This window comes from Flavobacterium limnosediminis JC2902 (assembly GCF_000498535.1).
Classification (GTDB): domain Bacteria; phylum Bacteroidota; class Bacteroidia; order Flavobacteriales; family Flavobacteriaceae; genus Flavobacterium; species Flavobacterium limnosediminis.
In genome coordinates, this window is sequence record NZ_AVGG01000018.1 from 208,772 (window position 1) to 226,493 (window position 17,722).

Annotated in this window: 18 protein-coding genes; 4 read left to right on the top strand and 14 right to left on the bottom strand. The window is 37.5% G+C overall.

Annotated features, from left to right (window positions below; all coding sequences use genetic code 11):
- Nucleotides 1-63: 63 nt before the first annotated feature.
- The 3 genes from lpdA to truA all read right to left on the bottom strand — a co-directional run bounded on the left by lpdA (nucleotide 64) and on the right by truA (nucleotide 4,274).
- On the bottom strand, nucleotides 64-1,452 hold the full coding sequence (gene lpdA, locus FLJC2902T_RS12570) for a dihydrolipoyl dehydrogenase (protein ID WP_023580174.1): 1,389 nt from the start codon (nucleotides 1,450-1,452) through the stop codon (nucleotides 64-66).
- 324 nt (nucleotides 1,453-1,776) lie between these two features.
- Nucleotides 1,777-3,531: an ABC transporter ATP-binding protein gene (locus FLJC2902T_RS12575; RefSeq protein ID WP_035678626.1), complete on the bottom strand. Its 1,755-nt coding sequence runs from the start codon at nucleotides 3,529-3,531 to the stop codon at nucleotides 1,777-1,779.
- Nucleotides 3,531-4,274, bottom strand: coding sequence for a tRNA pseudouridine(38-40) synthase TruA (gene truA / locus FLJC2902T_RS12580; RefSeq protein ID WP_035678628.1), 744 nt, complete (start codon nucleotides 4,272-4,274; stop codon nucleotides 3,531-3,533). Before truA ends, FLJC2902T_RS12575 begins: the two co-directional genes overlap by 1 nt.
- Nucleotides 4,275-4,948: 674 nt before the next feature.
- Between truA and FLJC2902T_RS12585 the strand changes: the two genes are divergently transcribed.
- Nucleotides 4,949-5,446, top strand: coding sequence for a metallophosphoesterase family protein (locus FLJC2902T_RS12585; protein WP_023580179.1), 498 nt, complete (start codon nucleotides 4,949-4,951; stop codon nucleotides 5,444-5,446).
- Here FLJC2902T_RS12585 and FLJC2902T_RS15925 read toward each other — a convergent pair.
- The 4 genes from FLJC2902T_RS15925 to FLJC2902T_RS12605 all read right to left on the bottom strand — a co-directional run bounded on the left by FLJC2902T_RS15925 (nucleotide 5,414) and on the right by FLJC2902T_RS12605 (nucleotide 8,794).
- Nucleotides 5,414-7,141: a tetratricopeptide repeat-containing sensor histidine kinase gene (locus FLJC2902T_RS15925; protein ID WP_023580180.1), complete on the bottom strand. Its 1,728-nt coding sequence runs from the start codon at nucleotides 7,139-7,141 to the stop codon at nucleotides 5,414-5,416. The genes FLJC2902T_RS12585 and FLJC2902T_RS15925 overlap by 33 nt on opposite strands.
- A gap of 64 nt (nucleotides 7,142-7,205) precedes the next feature.
- Nucleotides 7,206-7,487: a hypothetical protein gene (locus tag FLJC2902T_RS12595; RefSeq protein ID WP_023580181.1), complete on the bottom strand. Its 282-nt coding sequence runs from the start codon at nucleotides 7,485-7,487 to the stop codon at nucleotides 7,206-7,208.
- A 24-nt stretch (nucleotides 7,488-7,511) separates the two neighbouring features.
- Nucleotides 7,512-8,177, bottom strand: coding sequence for a response regulator transcription factor (locus FLJC2902T_RS12600; protein WP_023580182.1), 666 nt, complete (start codon nucleotides 8,175-8,177; stop codon nucleotides 7,512-7,514).
- Between the two features lie 206 nt (nucleotides 8,178-8,383).
- The gene (locus FLJC2902T_RS12605; RefSeq protein WP_023580183.1) at nucleotides 8,384-8,794 is read right to left on the bottom strand and encodes a DUF4293 domain-containing protein; all 411 of its coding nucleotides are present in this window, start codon (nucleotides 8,792-8,794) and stop codon (nucleotides 8,384-8,386) included.
- Nucleotides 8,795-8,978: 184 nt separating this feature from the next.
- Between FLJC2902T_RS12605 and rho the strand changes: the two genes are divergently transcribed.
- Nucleotides 8,979-10,703, top strand: coding sequence for a transcription termination factor Rho (rho, locus tag FLJC2902T_RS12610; RefSeq protein ID WP_035678630.1), 1,725 nt, complete (start codon nucleotides 8,979-8,981; stop codon nucleotides 10,701-10,703).
- A gap of 21 nt (nucleotides 10,704-10,724) precedes the next feature.
- Here rho and FLJC2902T_RS12615 read toward each other — a convergent pair whose 3' ends face one another.
- Genes FLJC2902T_RS12615 through FLJC2902T_RS12630 form a run of 4 tightly spaced genes read right to left on the bottom strand, consistent with a single transcriptional unit; the run spans nucleotide 10,725 to nucleotide 14,443 of the window.
- Nucleotides 10,725-11,099: a hypothetical protein gene (locus FLJC2902T_RS12615; RefSeq protein ID WP_155958907.1), complete on the bottom strand. Its 375-nt coding sequence runs from the start codon at nucleotides 11,097-11,099 to the stop codon at nucleotides 10,725-10,727.
- Nucleotides 11,100-11,154: 55 nt separating this feature from the next.
- The gene (locus FLJC2902T_RS12620) at nucleotides 11,155-12,291 is read right to left on the bottom strand and encodes an endonuclease (protein WP_023580186.1); all 1,137 of its coding nucleotides are present in this window, start codon (nucleotides 12,289-12,291) and stop codon (nucleotides 11,155-11,157) included.
- Nucleotides 12,292-12,303: 12 nt separating this feature from the next.
- The gene (locus FLJC2902T_RS12625) at nucleotides 12,304-13,518 is read right to left on the bottom strand and encodes an RsmB/NOP family class I SAM-dependent RNA methyltransferase (RefSeq protein WP_035678634.1); all 1,215 of its coding nucleotides are present in this window, start codon (nucleotides 13,516-13,518) and stop codon (nucleotides 12,304-12,306) included.
- A 49-nt stretch (nucleotides 13,519-13,567) separates the two neighbouring features.
- On the bottom strand, nucleotides 13,568-14,443 hold the full coding sequence (locus FLJC2902T_RS12630) for an AraC family transcriptional regulator (RefSeq protein ID WP_023580188.1): 876 nt from the start codon (nucleotides 14,441-14,443) through the stop codon (nucleotides 13,568-13,570).
- 102 nt (nucleotides 14,444-14,545) lie between these two features.
- Between FLJC2902T_RS12630 and FLJC2902T_RS12635 the strand changes: the two genes are divergently transcribed.
- Both FLJC2902T_RS12635 and FLJC2902T_RS12640 read left to right on the top strand, forming a co-directional pair.
- Nucleotides 14,546-14,905 (top strand): DUF983 domain-containing protein, encoded by a 360-nt coding sequence (locus tag FLJC2902T_RS12635; protein ID WP_023580189.1) that lies wholly within the window; start codon nucleotides 14,546-14,548, stop codon nucleotides 14,903-14,905.
- 42 nt (nucleotides 14,906-14,947) lie between these two features.
- Nucleotides 14,948-16,036: a WD40/YVTN/BNR-like repeat-containing protein gene (locus tag FLJC2902T_RS12640; protein WP_023580190.1), complete on the top strand. Its 1,089-nt coding sequence runs from the start codon at nucleotides 14,948-14,950 to the stop codon at nucleotides 16,034-16,036.
- Between the two features lie 57 nt (nucleotides 16,037-16,093).
- Here FLJC2902T_RS12640 and FLJC2902T_RS12645 read toward each other — a convergent pair whose 3' ends face one another.
- From FLJC2902T_RS12645 to FLJC2902T_RS12655, 3 genes are read right to left on the bottom strand one after another with little or no spacing between them, the layout of a single operon-like run.
- Entirely contained in the window at nucleotides 16,094-16,540 is a 447-nt protein-coding gene (locus tag FLJC2902T_RS12645; protein WP_023580191.1) for a hypothetical protein, read from the bottom strand.
- Between the two features lie 3 nt (nucleotides 16,541-16,543).
- Nucleotides 16,544-16,963 (bottom strand): hypothetical protein, encoded by a 420-nt coding sequence (locus FLJC2902T_RS12650; RefSeq protein WP_023580192.1) that lies wholly within the window; start codon nucleotides 16,961-16,963, stop codon nucleotides 16,544-16,546.
- Nucleotides 16,964-16,987: 24 nt separating this feature from the next.
- Nucleotides 16,988-17,530, bottom strand: a complete 543-nt coding sequence (locus tag FLJC2902T_RS12655; protein WP_023580193.1) for an RNA polymerase sigma factor — start codon at nucleotides 17,528-17,530, stop codon at nucleotides 16,988-16,990.
- Nucleotides 17,531-17,722: the final 192 nt, after the last annotated feature.

Here is a 17,722-nt window from a genome sequence, read left to right on the forward strand (position 1 = left end):
ATAAAAAAAACCGTCGCATTTTCATGGGACGGTTTTTTAATATTTCTGAATTCTAATTTCAAATTACAAGTGGATTACTTCTCCGTAAGCCTCAGCTACAGCTTCCATAACCGCTTCACTCATGGTAGGGTGAGGGTGAACTGCTTTCAAGATTTCGTGACCTGTAGTTTCCAGTTTACGAGCTACAACTGCTTCAGCAATCATATCGGTAACGCCGGCACCAATCATGTGGCAACCTAACCATTCTCCGTATTTAGCATCGAAAATTACTTTTACGAATCCGTCCGGAGTTCCGGCAGCTTTGGCTTTTCCTGATGCAGAGAACGGGAATTTACCAATTTTCAGTTCGTATCCTTTTTCCTTTGCTTGTTTTTCGGTTAAACCTACTGAAGCGATTTCAGGAGTAGCATACGTACAACCCGGAATGTTTCCGTAATCTAACGGTTCAACGTGTAGACCAGCGATTTTCTCAACACACAAAATTCCTTCAGCAGAAGCTACGTGAGCTAAAGCCTGTCCAGGAGTTACATCACCAATTGCGTAGTAACCCGGAATGTTTGTCTGGTAGTAATCGTTTACTAAGATTTTATCTTTATCAGTAGCAATACCTGTTTCTTCTAATCCGATGTTTTCGATGTTGGTCTTGATTCCAACAGCAGAAAGTAAAATATCTGCTTCTAAAACTTCTTCTCCTTTAGCAGTTTTAACGAAAGCTTTCACTCCGTTTCCACTTGTATCGATACGCTCTACAGAAGAGTTTGTCATTACAGTGATTCCTGCTTTTTTCAATGAACGCTCAAATTGTTTTGAGATATCTTCGTCTTCCACCGGAACTACGTTTGGCATGAATTCAACGATAGTAACTTCTGTTCCCATCGCGTTATAGAAATGTGCGAATTCCACTCCGATAGCTCCTGAACCTACAACAATCATTTTCTTTGGTTGCTCCGGTAATACCATCGCCTGACGGTATCCGATTACTTTTTTACCGTCTTGTGGTAAGTTTGGTAATTCACGGGAACGTGCTCCGGTTGCGATAATGATATGGTCAGCAGTATATTCGGTTACTTTTCCGTCAGCAGCAGTAACGTCTACTTTTTTGCCCGGTTTCACTTTTCCGAAACCGTCAATAACGTCAATTTTATTTTTCTTCATTAAGAACTGAACGCCTTTGCTCATTCCTTCTGCCACACCGCGCGAACGTGCGATAACAGCGTTGAAGTCTTTATCAAATTCCTTTACGGTTAAACCATAATCGGAAGCATGTTTTAGGTAATCAAAAACCTGAGCCGATTTTAATAACGCTTTTGTTGGAATACAACCCCAGTTAAGGCAGATTCCGCCAAGGTTTTCTTTTTCGATAACGGCTACTTTAAAGCCTAATTGTGATGCTCTGATGGCAGTTACATATCCGCCCGGACCACTTCCTAAAACAATAATATCGTATTTCATTTTCTAAGGTGTTATTATATTAAGTTGATATTCACCGCATAAAGGTATTAAATATCAGGTTTAATTTCAGCGTACGAAAATAGGGATTTATTTGCTTTTTAAGAAAGGTAAATCCCAAAAAAAGTTACTGATTAAGTAAAAAATCGCAACTGTAAACTGAAAAGTCTTACAATCCATTTTGCTTTCTGATGGGGTTTGTGCTTTGGCGATTATGGCTTCTAAAAATTTCAAGCCACGGATTACACAGATTTACACAGATTAATCAGTGCTAATTCTCAAATCTATGGCAAAGAAAATATAATTATAGTCTGAAAATTAAGCCTATTATGAAATTTCATTGGATAAAAACTGCGATTCGTATAAGTTTTTGTAGAAACCTTCCTGTTTGCCTATTAATTCATAATGTTTGCCTTCTTCCACAATCATTCCCTTGTCCATTACAATGATTTTATCTGCATTTATAACGGTTGCCAGACGGTGTGCAATCACAATGGAAGTTCTTCCTTTCGTGATTTTTTCAGTTGCTTTCTGAATCAGTTCTTCCGAATAAGTGTCAATCGACGATGTAGCTTCATCCAAAATTAAAATGCTCGGATAACTCACATACGCGCGTAAAAAGGCAATAAGCTGTCTTTGTCCCGATGATAACATGGCACCACGCTCCTTTACGTTATAATCATAACCTTCGGGTAACGTCATAATGAAATCGTGAACACCAATTTTTTGTGCCGCTTCTATAACTTCTTCCCTTGAAATAGCAGGATTGTTTAAGGTGATGTTGTTCAGAATAGTGTCGGCGAATAGAAAAACATCCTGTAAAACAATGGCGATTTGTCGGCGCAAACTGTCCAGATCAAAATCGTTAATATTGGTGCCGTCAATTAAAATTCGTCCGTCGCTGATTTCGTAAAAACGGTTCAGTAGATTGATAATGGTTGATTTTCCGGCTCCGGTAGCACCAACAATGGCAATGGTTTCCCCTGCATTTACATTCAGATTGATGCCTTTTAGAACTTCTTCTCCTTCTATGTAACTGAAATGTACATTCTCCAGTTTGATTTCACCATTAAAATGTCCTGCCATCTCGGTTCCGTTTTTCTGAACCAGGTCTTCGCGTTCCAAAATCTCAAAAACACGTTCGGCGGCGATAATCCCCATCTGCATCACGTTGAATTTATCCGCAATCTGACGTAACGGGTTGAATAGCATACCAATAAGCATCGTGTAAGCAAACAAATCCCCGAATGTCGTCATGGTGTCTCCATGCATGATGTTCCAGCCTCCGTACCAAACCACCAAACCTAAGGTCAGCGATGATAAAATATCGGCAATAGGGAAGAAAATGGAGTTGTATAATATATTTTTTAACCAAGCCTTATTGTGTAACTGGTTGATTTGTTTGAATTTTTCCAATTCGATTTCTTCACGGTTGAACAACTGCACGATTTTCATTCCGGTAACGCGCTCCTGTACAAACGTATTCAGATTGGCTACCTGATTACGAACTTCCTCGAAAGCAATTTTCATTTTCTGCTGAAAAATCCGTGTCGCATACAACAAAATCGGCATCCCTAGTACGACTATAAAACTCAGTTTCCAGTTCATGTAGAACATGATTCCGAGAACCACGACCATCTTCATCAAATCACTCACAATCATGAACAATCCCTGACTGAAGATACTGGCAATGGATTCGATATCGGTAACCGAACGGGTCACGAGTTTACCAACCGGCTCGTGGTCGAAGTATTTCATCCGGAAGGTTGTGATATGATGGAATAACTTTTCGCGGATGTCTTTCACAATGTCCTGTCCCAACCAACTCGCCCAATAGGTAAAGTAAAATTGCGAACCGACTTCGAGTACCAAAACAATACCCATTAATACGATGTAGTACAACAGTCCCGCCTGATCGTGTTCTGTTAGGTAAGTATCCACCGTTTGTTTTAATAAATAGGGGCGAACCGCAGCGAAAACGGAAAGCGTAATCGAAAACAATACAACCATGTAAAGCCTGTTTTTATAGGGCTTCGCATAGTGCATTACTTTTTTGAGTGATATGGATTGGATGACTTTCATTAGTGTTTGTGAAGATACGGATAAATTACTTTGGTTAAATACAAACCATGAGCAGGTACCGAAAATCCGGCATTCCCCCTGTTTTTACTTTCAATTATTTTTCGGAAATCGTCAAGGGAAATTTTTCCGATGCCGACACCGATTAACGTTCCCACAATTGCCCGAACCATGTTTCTCAGAAAACGATCAGCTGTAATGGTAAACACCAGTCTTGTTCCGTTTTGTTGCCAAAAAGCTTCTTTAATAACGCAATTAAACGTTCTTACATCGGAATGTGTTTTCGAAAAGCACTCGAAATCGATGTAATCAAACAAAATTTTAGCGGCTTCGTTCATTTTTTCCACGTCAAGCGGATGAAAATGGTACCAGCTTCCTTCGTTTTCAAAGGCATCTTTAAAAGTATGAATGTGGTATTCGTAAGTTCTGCTGGTGGCATCAAACCGTGCATGTGCGTCATCGTGAAGTGGAACTAATCTGTATACCACGATGTCTTTCGGTAAAAAGGAATTCAGTTTTTTAGTCCAATAGACAGAATCCAGCGTTTCTTCATAATCAAAATGAGCATACATTTGTTTGGCATGTACACCTGCATCGGTACGCCCTGCGCCCATAAGTTCAATCTCTTTTTTCAGCAAAAGCGATAAAGCTTTGGTTAAAGTTTCCTGTACGGATGCTGATTGTGGCTGGTATTGCCAACCGTGGTAGTTTTTTCCGTTGTATGCGAATTCGATGAAATATCTCAAGGTGTAAAAGGTAGCAAAGTTACAAAGTGTCAAAGTTACGAAGAATTTTCTTTTTAAAGGTGCTGAGGCGCTAAGGTACTGAGGTGCTGAGGGAAGTAAGAGATAAGGGATAAGGGATAAGGGATAAGGGATAAGGGATAAGGGATAAGGGATAAGGGATAAGGGATAAGGGGCAAGAAGGAAGAGGGTGGAAGGTTGAATCAGGGATATGGAAGGATATTTTAAGGACACAGAAGCATATTTTGATGTCACGGAAGAGTATTTGAAGCACCCGGAAGACCATTTCAAGCACTCGGAAGCTCGTTTCAATCACTCGGAAGCTCGTTTCAAGCACACGGAAGCACGTTTCAAGGGTAAGATTGAGCTTCCGTCTTTATTTTGACAGGTACTAAGGAAATAAGGTGCTAAGATGCTTAGGAACTAAGGTGTTGAGGGAGAGATGTTGATGGTGTTGCCAGATAATTTGTTCGATTCTGAAGTTGTGAATTGTTCATGGTATGTTTACCTTAGCAACTCAGAAACTCAAATTAAGGTGCTAAGGCTCCAAGATACAAAAGCTTTGAAGGATTTTGCATAAGTAATTGATGAGAATTTATTTCGATTAGTAAATTCCTTTTAGGATATTTGCCTTAGAACCTCAGGACCTTAGCGCCTCAGCACCTTCAAAAAAACAAATGAAAAAAATCCTCCTCCTTTCCGATACCCACAGCCATATAGATGAAACCATTTTAAAATATGTCCGCATGGCCGATGAAGTGTGGCATGCAGGTGACATCGGTGATTTAGTTGTTACGGACACGATTAAGAAAATTAAACCCTTGCGGGCTGTTTACGGCAATATCGACGATACTAAAGCCCGTTTGGAATTTCCGTTACACAACCGGTTTATGTGTGAAGGGGTGGATGTCTGGATTACACATATTGGTGGTTATCCGGGGAAATACAATCAGGATATTCGCAGTGAGATTAAATCAAATCCGCCGAAACTGTTCATCTGTGGGCATTCGCATATCCTGAAAGTACAGTTTGATAAGGAACTGAATTTATTGCATATGAATCCGGGTGCGGCAGGAAAACACGGTTTTCATCAGGTGAGAACCATGTTGCAGTTTGAAATCGACGGTGATAAAATTCAGAATCTAAACGTTGTGGAAATCGGAAACCGTGTCTGATTTCAATTCCGGAACCTTTACTTTGATGTAAATCAGCACGCCGGATTTTTCTTTGGAACTGATAGAAATATTTCCGTTTAAGCTTTTAACCCGTGTTTTTATCTGCGAAAGTCCGAGGCCTTCTTTTTGTTTTTGTTTTCCTTCTTTGTTATTGAAACCTTTTCCGTTGTCTTCGATGGTAATGGAAAGCTGATCATCGTCTTTGTCGAGGGTTAAAAAAGCTTCCGAAGCATTGCTGTGCTTTATGATGTTGTTGAATAATTCGGCAACGATAAAATACAATTTCATTTCAAACTCATTCTGAAAACGGATTTCCTCTTGAATAAAATTGTTAAACTGAAAATGAATCAGTGAATTGGAATTCTTTTCACACAAATCCTCAAAAGCGGCAATTAAACCTAATTTTTCCAATACGGGCGGAATCAGGTCATGCGATAAATCACGCACTTTATCATGCGCTTCTTTAATAATCGCTTTGGTTTTTTTGAGTTCGCCGTCAATCTCCGGATGATTCGCTTCGAACGCCATTAAATGCAAACTTGCTGATGATAACAGCGCACTGATATTGTCGTGTAAAACTCCTGATAATCGCTTGCGTTCCTCTTCCTGACCGTCTATGGTAGCATTCACAAGATTTTGCTGTACACTGTGATTAAGGTCTTTCAGTTTGTTTTTTTGTTTCAGCCTTAAATTCTGATAGAAAAAGTAAAATAAAACACCTGCTAAGGCTAACAGGGCCAGCAGCAGATAGAACATCTTTTCGCTTTTAAGCTGTTTTTGTTTTAACAGCTGTTCCTGTTCTTTGAATTTGATTTCGGCTTTTTCCAGTTCATATTTGGTACGCATGCCTTCAATTTCACTGTCAAATTTATTTTGAACGGCATAATATGTATAGTCTGCATATTTATTCAAATAGTTATTTGCAGATTTAAGGTCTCCCGACTTTTCATAAACCAATGAGATATTCAAATAGCACGTGGAAAGAATTTCATTCAAGGAGTCATTTTTGTTTTCTTCAATCAGTTGCAGATAAATGTCTTTTGCTTTTTTATAATCGATTTCTTCCGCTAAATAGTGCACCCCCAAATTACTTTTGGCAGAGTTGATGATGTATTTATCTTTTGATTTTTCGGCATAAATAACACTGGAGTCCAAATATTTCTTAGCGATATCTCTTTCTTTTATATAATTATAAAACACAAAGTGATTGTTATAAACTTCCGCTATTTTTTTATTGTCCTTTATTTTTTTGGCTCCTTTTAAGGTTGGTTCTAAGTATTTATATGAATTTTGCGTGTCCATTACAGAGAGGTAAGCGGACAGGATATTGTAATTCAACTGAAAAATGACAGTATCGTTTTTTGAAACAGTTGCCGTTTTCATTCCTTTCTGAGCAATATCAATGGCTTTGTCAAACCGCTGTAATCTAAAATAGGTTCTTGCCAATTCGGGATACAATTTTACTTTTTCAAAATCAGAAGTGTTCTTTAGTTTTGAAAGCGACTCATAGATTAGTTTTAAAGAGCGTTTAGGATCTTTAATGTCATTGGTTAATAAAGTCGTTTTGTTGGTAATTTGTCTGATGTAATTGGAATATTGTTTTTTGGTGAAAAAATATGCGGCTTTTTTATCCGAATAATCAAAAGCTTTCTGAAACTGATTGTTTTCTTTGTAATATGCAAAAGAATCTTTCACGGTCTTTTGCTGTGAAAAGGCCGTGAAAGAAATAAGGAGCAGTATTAGCTGTTTTTTTAGCAAATTAATTTGTGATAACTACTCTTGGTTTTGTTGAAGTTACTCCGTTAAGTGTTTGCTGAAAAACTACATCTAAAAGACTATTAACAGAATTTAAGGTATACGTTTCGGTGTTATAAGTTGAGGCAGGCTGTGACTGACCGGAATTTAACTGAATGCTGATGGTGTTAATGTTTTTTTCAGAATCGTAATCTGTCGTGTAATTGCAATTGGTTGGAATTTCGAAATTAAATTCGAATTCGTCTTCCGAGAGTGACTGAAATCCATAGTTTCCTAAAAGCGCCATAATTTGTTTTTTAAAGGTTATAATTTATTGATTGATTAAATTGTGTTTCAAGGCAAATTTCACCAATCCGATGGTGGTTTTAAGGTTCAGTTTTTTGAGAAGGTTTTTACGATGTGTTTCTACGGTATTCACACTGATGAATAAGGCATCGCTTATTTCTTTACCGCTGTATTCTAGAGAGATGAGTTTCAGTATTTCAATTTCACGGTCTGTTATGTGTTCCAGATTGACGGGTCCTGTTGTCTTACGTACCTGTTTTGTATTTTCGGTAAAGGATTGGAAAATTTTCTCACGAACAGATTTCGAATAAAATTCTTCGCCCCCATAAACCGAATTTATGGCTTCAATAATGTCGTCTCCGGCGGATTGTTTGGTGAGGTAACCTTTTGCGCCCAATTGTAAAACCTGTTTTATGAGTTTCAGATCATCGAAACTTGAAAAAACAATTATGTTACAAGAGAAGCCTTTGGTATTAAATTCTTTGAGGACTTCGATACCGTCTTTTGCCGGCATATTGATATCCATTATTAAGATGTCGATATTTTTATCCGCAACTTCCTCCACAAGGTTTTTTCCGGAGAGGGAATAGCCAACCACTTCAAAGTTTTTATTGGTATTTAAAACGGCAATAAGTCCGTCGATAAGGATCTGATGGTCGTCGGCAAGGTAGATGCGTATTTTTTCTGACATTCTCTAAAATTGATATTTCCAAATGTAAGATTTATTTCTAAAAGTACCATCACCAATTTCGGTGATTTTGTATCACCAATTTTGGTGATAAGTGAAATGGTAATTTTGGTCTTTCTGATTCTGTTTAACGATAGTTCAGTGCATAAAAAAATCCGAACCAGTTAAGATTCGGATTTTCCGCGCACTAATAAACTAAGATGATAGGTTTATCGTAATCGGTCTACAGATTTTACAAGATCTTCATCCTTTTTGATGGCTTTATTGGCTAAAACCAACAAGACGATAGAAACAATCGGAAGAAACATCCCAATACCCTTCTCAGAAACCGTAGTTTCTCCGGATAAGCTTAGTAAGCGATACACAAATAATCCTAGTAATATAAAGTTCAATATTATGTTCAGTCGGTTCATCACAAACTGATTTTGTCTTTTCTTGAAACTGAAGATACTAACCAATGAAAGTGTAGTACATAAACCGAAAATGGCAGCATAAGGCAAATCCAACATGAAATAGAAATCTTTTCCCTCAGCATCTTTCCATAACGGAAAAACAAAAGGTAAAACCCCTGAGCAAACAAAGGCAAGGAAAAGATAAACAGTTTGAATTCTTTGTATCATTTTTTGGTTTATTGTGTGACAAAAATAGTTTCTTTTTCCTTAAAATACTATTGTTTTTTAAATAAAATTCGTATTATTGCAGTACAAAATCGTAAGTACTTCATTCTGCGATTATTTCAATTCAAAAAAGATCCTTACCCAAATTCTAGTATCACATTACCTTAATTAAATTCAGATACACTACATGTTTGATATTTCTGTGTTAAAAGAAATGAAGCTTCCTGAGCTTCAAGAAATTGCTAAAATTGCTAAAATCAATAAATACCGGTATCTTAAAAAAGACGAATTGGTTTATCAGATTTTAGATTACCAGGCGGCCAACCCTGAGGTCGTTAAGCCTGCATTGCCTGAAGCACCGCAACAGGAGGAAAAGGCTAAACGTGCTCGTATCGCGCCAATCAAAGGTGAAAAGAAAGCACCTGTTCAAATCGAAAAAAAACCATTCACGCCCAAAGAAGAAAAGAAAGTTGTTGAAACCGCAGTGAAAGAAGCTGCTGCTGAAAAGCCAACTGAAGCTAGTGAAGAAAAGCGTGAACCCTTCGTAAATAAAAAGAAAGAGTTTATTAAAAAACCACGATTTACGAAAGAAAATAATCAGAATGCCCCAATCCGACCGGCACAAAATAAAGAAGCTGAAGAAGTAGCTGCTATTTCTGAAGTGTCGGAACCTACGGCTGAAGTACCGGCCATTAAACCTCAAAACCCTAATCAGGGAGGAAACCAAAATCCGAATCAAAACCAAAATCCGAATCAGAAACACAAAAAACAAAATTTCAGAGAACCTGATTATGAGTTCGACGGAATTATTGAAAGTGAAGGTGTTTTGGAAATGATGCCTGACGGTTACGGATTTTTACGTTCCTCTGATTATAATTACTTAGCATCTCCTGATGATATTTATTTGTCGACATCTCAAATTCGTTTATTCGGATTAAAAACGGGGGATACCGTAAAAGGAGTTGTACGTCCGCCAAAAGAAGGTGAAAAATATTTCCCTTTGGTTAAGGTATTGAAAATTAACGGACATGATCCTCAGGTTGTTCGTGACAGAATATCGTTTGAACATTTAACTCCGGTTTTCCCAACTGAAAAATTCCGTTTAGCAGAAAGACAAAGCACTATTTCCACACGGGTTATCGATTTGTTTTCGCCAATTGGAAAAGGACAGCGTGGTATGATCGTGGCACAGCCGAAAACAGGTAAAACGATGTTGTTGAAAGACATTGCCAATGCCATTGCGGCGAATCATCCGGAAGTATATTTAATTGTATTACTGATTGACGAACGTCCGGAAGAGGTAACCGATATGCAGCGTAGTGTAAGGGGAGAAGTTATCGCTTCCACTTTCGACAGAGAGCCGCAGGAACACGTTAAAATTGCCAATATTGTTTTGGAAAAAGCAAAACGCTTGGTAGAATGTGGTCATGATGTTGTGGTATTGTTGGATTCGATTACGCGTCTGGCAAGAGCTTATAATACGGTTCAACCGGCATCCGGAAAAGTATTGAGTGGTGGTGTGGATGCGAATGCGTTACAAAAACCGAAACGTTTCTTCGGAGCAGCCCGTAATGTTGAAAACGGAGGTTCGTTAAGTATCATCGCAACGGCCTTAACCGAAACCGGTTCGAAAATGGACGAAGTAATCTTTGAAGAATTCAAAGGAACAGGTAACATGGAATTGCAGTTGGACAGAAAAATTGCCAACAGACGTATTTTCCCTGCTATCGATCTTACTTCTTCAAGTACGCGTCGTGATGATTTGTTATTGGATGAGAATACGATTCAGAGAATGTGGATTATGCGTAAATACCTTGCGGATATGAATCCGGTCGAAGCGATGGATTTCATCAACGACCGATTCAAGAAAACAAGAAACAACGAAGAGTTCCTGATTTCAATGAACGACTAGATAGAAAGAAAGAAGAGAGGTTTATGCCTCTCTTTTTTTATGTTGTAAAATCAATAGTGTTGTAAATATCAGAAACGGCATGGTGGAGAGGATCATTTTTATGTTAAATGATAAAATTGCTGCTGTTAAGATTAAAAGTACGATACAGGCAAGAAGAGCCACACCGATGAAATTCATTCTTTTGGAACAGTTGTTTTTTATAATACAGATTAACATCAGCAGTTGACCTGTAAAACCACTTAAAATGAGTGGATGTGTTATGGTGTCAATCAAGTTTTTCTGGTGAAAAAGCAGATCGTATTCGACTTCAAATAAAAACGAATGTTGATCTTTTCCCCATTCCATATAGCATAGCAATGAGGAGAGTAGAATACCGATATTCAGGAATCGTTTCATCTTATGAAAGGTACAAAAAAAATCCACTGTTAAAGTGGATTTTCATAAGCTGAATTTAATTCACAAGTATTTTTCTGGTCGTTGTCTGATTATCCGAAGAAGATAATTTTACGAAATAAAATCCTTGAGGTAAGTTTTCCAAAGTATATGTATTCTGAACGCTGTTCGGTTTTTTGATATTCTTAATCACCTGACCGTTGATGTTGATCAACTGGATTTCATTCAATTCCGTTTCCGATGTAATGTTGATTCGGTTGTCTTTTGTCGGGTTCGGATAGATTGAAATGTTTGCTAAAGTTTCGAAAGATTCAGTAGGCAATAAATCTACAGTTGCACATTGTGAAGCCCAAATATTGCAGATATATTCCGGGTGGTCAATATATGGATTTCTGTTTCCCTGATAGGTGTAAATAGCATTGTTTTGTGCGATTTCCTTAGGAGAAACCGGGTCTTGTCTGTGCCATTTGATCAATAATAGGATGAAGTTATCTGAAAAAACTTTATTTATTGAACCGTCGAACATGTTTTTTGCTTCACACGTTGCGCCATTTGCAGCTGTGTAAAAATCATCCATTGAATCCTCGTATCGAGTTGCAAAATAAAAGAATGCTCTTGCGATATCGCCTTTAAATTCATTTATAGGTTCAAAAACAGTTCCACTATAATTAGAATAGCCATTAATAGTGTTTGATCCCCTTTTAGATCCATTTGAGGAAATATAACTTCCAGAAGCAACGACCCCAAAAGGTAGATTATTCCTGTCTCCATTAACTTTTCCATCTGACGGAAAAACATGGAAAGGGTCATTTTTCATCGGGTCAACGGCAAAATCATCAAAGTAGGATTGTGGAACTAAATGCTCTCTATTATAGCAATTCCCTTCGGCTGTATAATTCCCACATTGTTGGCTGGTACTTGTGTATTCGTAATTGTCAGCCCCGGCAGGTTTTTCAGAATAGATATCTAATAAAGAACCATTGTTTTCATAATAATTATCTCTCCAGGCCGATTGTGTATACAAAGTCCATAGAGCATTGTATCCCTGATCGATATGACCTGTAGATATAATGGTCTTTAATTGTGTTTTTAAGGTATACCCCGTTCCGGTAGCCGCATTATAATAGCCTGCCGGAATTTGAGCAAAACCATAAGAAATACTCAACAACAATACTAATGAGTAGATTTTTTTCATTTGGGGTGAAATTTATTGTTTTCGGTCTAATAAAGCCATGTAAAAACCATCAAAACCTGATTCTGAAGCCAAGACTTTCACATCCTTCACGAAAGTAAAGTTTTTTCCGCTTTCAGTTTTTAAGAATTTCTCAATTTGCTCCTGATTTTCGGAAGGTAACACGGAACAAGTGGCATATACTAACTTTCCGCCCGGCTTCACAATTTTGGAATAACTTTCCAAAACTTCCGCCTGAACTTTTTTAATGTTATCGATGAATTCCGGTTGTAATTTCCATTTACTGTCAGGATTACGTTTTAAAACGCCCAAACCGCTACATGGAGCATCAATCAGAACTCTGTCGGCTTTCTCATAAAGTTTTTTAATCACTTTCGTGTTTTCAATCACACGTGGTTCGATGTTGAAAGCGCCATTTCTTTTCGCACGAAGTTTTAACTGTTTCAGTTTGCTTTCGTATAAATCCATCGCGATCAATTGTCCTTTGTTTTCCATTAAGGAAGCAATGTGTAGTGTTTTTCCACCCGCGCCTGCGCAAGTGTCCACAACTCTCATTCCAGGTTTTACGTCTAAGAAACGTGCTACCAATTGAGATGAAGCATCCTGAACTTCAAACAAACCTTCTTTAAAGGCGTCTGTTAAAAATACATTAGCTCTTTCTTTTAAAATTAATGCGTCCGGATATTCTGCGGGAGTTATGGTATCGATATCCAAATCCATTAAGATAGCGCGAAGCTTTTCTCTGGTTGTTTTCAACGTATTGACACGCAAAATTACTTTCGCCTGTTCGTTTTGAGCAGCCAATTCTTTGGTCCAGATTTCTTCGCCTAATTCCTTCACGCCCAATTCGTCCATCCAATCCGGAATAGACTCACGGAAACGTCGGTCTTTGGAAAGTTCATCAAAACGACCTTTGATTTTTCGAACCGGAGTCGATTCAAAATATTTCCAGTCGGGTAGGGTATAACCGCGTAAAACGGCCCAGACCGCGAACATTCTCCAGATGTTGTCTCTGTCGTAAGGTTCTTTTACTTCGGCAATTTCAGCATATAAACGCTTCCATCGAACGATTTCATAAATGGTTTCGGCAACAAATTTTCGGTCATGGCTTCCCCAGCGTTTGTCTTTTTTCAAAGCAAAAGCTACCATTTTATCGGCATATTGTCCTTCATTGAAAATCGCCATCAGCGAATCAATGGTTGTAAATACTAAGTTTCTGTGTAATCTCATCGTAAAAAAATAAGCCTGCAAAGATAGGTAATTTATCTGGTAGTATGACTTATCTGTATTTTTTTATAAAAGAAGAAGGGGTTTCACCGCATTTTTTTCTGAAAAGTCGCGAAAAATAGGCGTAATCTTCATAGCCTAACTGGTCTGCAATCTGATTAAAACTTAATTTCTGAGCTATGATTTCACGTTTGGCTTCCAGAAAAACCCGATCCAGAATGATATCTGTAGTGGTTTTTCCAATCATATTCTGCGCAATTCTGTTAAGGTGTTTCGGAGAAATGTTTAACCAATCCGCATATTGTGATGGTGATTTTTCGGTTTTAAAATATTGCTCTACCAAATGTTCAAATTCCTGAAATTTAGTGGTATAGGAATTCTGCGGAATAACTTCCATCTCGTTTTTCTGAATATAATGCCGTGTACTTTCAATATAAATCAAATCAATCAGCGAAATTATTTTATTCGATTTCAGTATGTTGTCCGATTGGTTTTCAATGTAAATCTGTTCAAAAAGGAATTTGAAATAACTAGAATCCGAAGGTTTTAAATAGAGTACAGGCGAGTTCTTAACGCTGTAAAAAAACGGAAAATTATTTACGCGGTTCTTGGTATAATGAATATCGTAATAGGATTGTGTGTGAAAAAAAATAAACCCCTGAATATCATCTGACAATTCCCAATGGTGCATTTGCCCGGGATTCAAAAAGAAAAGACTTCCGGGTTTTATGTCGTATTTTACAAAATCGATTTCATGAGTTCCGCTTCCGTGAGTAAAAAGTACAGTTAAATAAAAATTGTGCTTGTGCGGTTTTAAAATGTTTCTATGACTCGTTATCAAATGATTTTCTATCGTATTTGCGTAAAATTCCTTTCTTTTTTCACTTGATTCGAATTGTTGTATGTCTAAAACAGTAAAACTTTTCATTGTTTCGTAAATAAGATTATGTCCTAAAAGTACAAAATATTGTGCAATTCGTCTATTGTCAATTCCTGTATATTGCTGAACTTTGCTTAAAATTAAATTACTATGTCAGTTTTAACAGATATACTTACCGAAAAATGTCCGAAATGCGGAAAAGGACAGGTTTTTTCAGCTAAAGGAAATATTTTTCTTTTCCGTTTACCGAAAATGCATTCCAATTGTTCGCACTGTAATCACAAATTTGAAAAAGAGCCCGGTTACTTTTTCGGGTCGATGTTCGTTAGTTATGCACTGGTTTTTGCAGAAATGGTTGTTTTCTTTCTGATAGTCAATCAATTTGTCGAAAGTTATCTGACCATTGTAATCCTAATTGGGATTCTTGCGATTCTTTTAAGTACGTTTAATTTCAGACTTTCAAGAATGTTGTGGATTTACATGCTCGACGGAAAAAACAAGCAGCTTTAACAGGAAAATGTTTTGTAAATTAGCGTTTCTAAATTTCGCTAAATGAAAAAATGTTTGTTTGCTCTGCTTTCATTGCTGTGTTTTTCCTGTAACGTCAAAAAGGTTTCTGAAAAACCAAAACAGGAAACTTCAAATGCGGCAAAAAATGTAATCAAGCCGAGTTTTACTTCCGTAGAAATCGATACTTTATTATCGGAAAAACTCAGTATCCGTGCCATTTGTATTGATAGTAACAAAGTTTGGTATGCCGCAAACAACGGAAATTACGGCTACCTGAGTTTGAATGGTGGAAAAAACTTCGTCGGTAATGTCGTAAAGGATACCTTGAAACTGGAATTTCGAAGCATAGCACAAACCAAAGACAATATTTTTGTTTTAAGCGTTGGGAATCCCGGACTTTTATACCGGATTTCAAAAGATGAAAAAGAAACGCAATTGGTGTATCAGGAAAACGGCGAAAAGGTTTTTTATGATGCGATGCAGTTTTGGAATGATAAAGAAGGGATAGCAGTGGGAGATCCAACCGAAGATTGCTTTTCACTGATAACAACAAATGACGGTGGCCTGTCGTGGACGAAAACTTCTTGTAAAAACTTACCCAAGTTAGCGGATGGCGAAGCTTTTTTCGCCGCCAGCAATACCAATATCAACATTCAAGGAAATAAAGTCTGGATGGTTTCCGGTGGGAAGAAATCGAATGTTTTTTATTCAGATGATAAAGGAAAATCGTGGCAGGTTATAGCAACACCAATCATTCAGGGAAGTGCGATGACCGGAATTTTCTCTGCCGATTTCTATAACGAAAATATCGGCTTCGCAACCGGAGGCGATTATGAAAAACCAAATCAGAATTTCGGAAATAAAATCATTACGCTCGACGGTGGTAAAAGCTGGAGTTTAATAGGGGAAAATGAAGGTTACGGTTACGGTTCCTGCGTTCAGTTTGTGCCGGGTAGTAATGGAAACGAATTGGTTACCGTTGGTGCCTCCGGTGTATATTATTCGTACGATCAGGGAAAAAATTGGAACAAAATCGCCGATTATAAGGATTTGTTCACCATCAGGTTTATCGATGCTAAAACAGCAATTGCTGCAGGGAATAAGAAAATAATCAGAATAAAGTTTAAATAAAAAAAAGAGGCTGTTTCCAAATAACAGCCTCTTTTTCTATTTTCTTTTCTCTATCATCTATTTTCTCTTCTCCTTAATCTGTTTAATCAGTTTTCGGTTGAAATCGTCTTCCGCTTTTTTCAGTTTCAGGATTTTTACGGAACCTATTATCGGACGTAAATCGCTGTTGAGTTTTTTACGCAACTGAAACATTTTTTCTTCCGTATCTTCCATTTGGGCTAAAAGCGCAGCGGCTTCTTTTTCACTCATCTTATTTACACTTTCGGCATCCATACGTTTCATAAAACCTCTCATTTTATCATGACGTATTTCAAACTGTTTTTCATCAAAAGCGTTGTAAATCGGCCAGAATTTTTCAGCTTCTTCGGTTGTCAGACTCAATTCTGTAGTAAGGAAGGCCACTTTCAATTGTTTGATCTGCTCGCGTTTTTCCTTGTGCGGTTGTGCAAAAGAAAGAGCTGTAAATAACAGCAAAACTATCGGTAAAATTTTCTTAAGTATCATATTTTATTCATTTAAATAGAGGTCTATATCATTATCGTTTTCAGATAAATAACTTTCAACAGCATCGTCGTTTAACACCAGTGAATTTTCAAGTTCCTGAATGTCATTCTGATCTAATTCCTGAATCAGGTCATACGATGTCATGTTGCTGGCCAGGTAATTTTCAACCGTAGTTTCATCAAGACTGCCTTTCGAAGTATAATTAAAATAAAAGGTCAGACCGAAAGCTAATAAAGCAACCGCGGCCACACTCGAAACCCAAACGGATCTGCGTTGCCATAAGGAAATCACTTTCACTTCTTGCTCCGGAAGTTGCTGCATTATTCGGGCTTCAAAATCCTCAAAATAATGCTCCGGGACTTTAAATCCTGTTTCAATCTTCGGGTCGTTATGTAAATCAAACTTTTTCATATTCGTATTCATTGGACAAAATTAAACGCTTAAGGTTTAATCTGCATTTAAAAATTCTTCAATTTTTTTAACAGCATGAAAGTAGGAAGCTTTCAATCCGCCCACCGAAGTTCCTAATATTTCGGATATGTCTTCATATTTCAGCTCCTGAAAATATTTCATCTTAAAAACCAATTGTTGCTTTTCAGGTAAAATCGCCATCGCTTTTTGCAGTTTCAGTTGAATTTCATCACCGTCATAATCCACATCGGCTTGTAAATTGTTAATCATCTTATCTTTTATTTCCTCACTGGAAATACCTGATTTTTTGGCACGTTGGTTAATAAACGTTATCGATTCGTTGGTTGCAATCCGATACATCCATGAAAATAATTTACTGTCGCCTTTAAAATTCTTCAGATTCTGAAAAACTTTCACAAACGTATTCTGCAGCACATCATCGGTATCATCGTGATTCAGAACAATGGTCCGAATATGATTGTACAACGGACGTTGGTATTCGCGCACCAATTTTCGAAACGCTTCGTTTTGCGTTTTCGGGTCGAGTAGGTCCGCTATGAATTCTTTTTCGTCCTGCAAGTGAAATCGATTTGTTGGTAAGACTAAAGATAATTCAAATAGTTTAATTGGGGAGAAAAGGGAGAAGAGAATAGAGAATAGAAAATAGAAAATAGAAAATAGACAAGAGACAAGAGACAAGGGATAAGGGATAAGGGATAAGGGATAAGTGAGAGGATACTATGATAAGTGAGAGGATACTATATAGTTTGA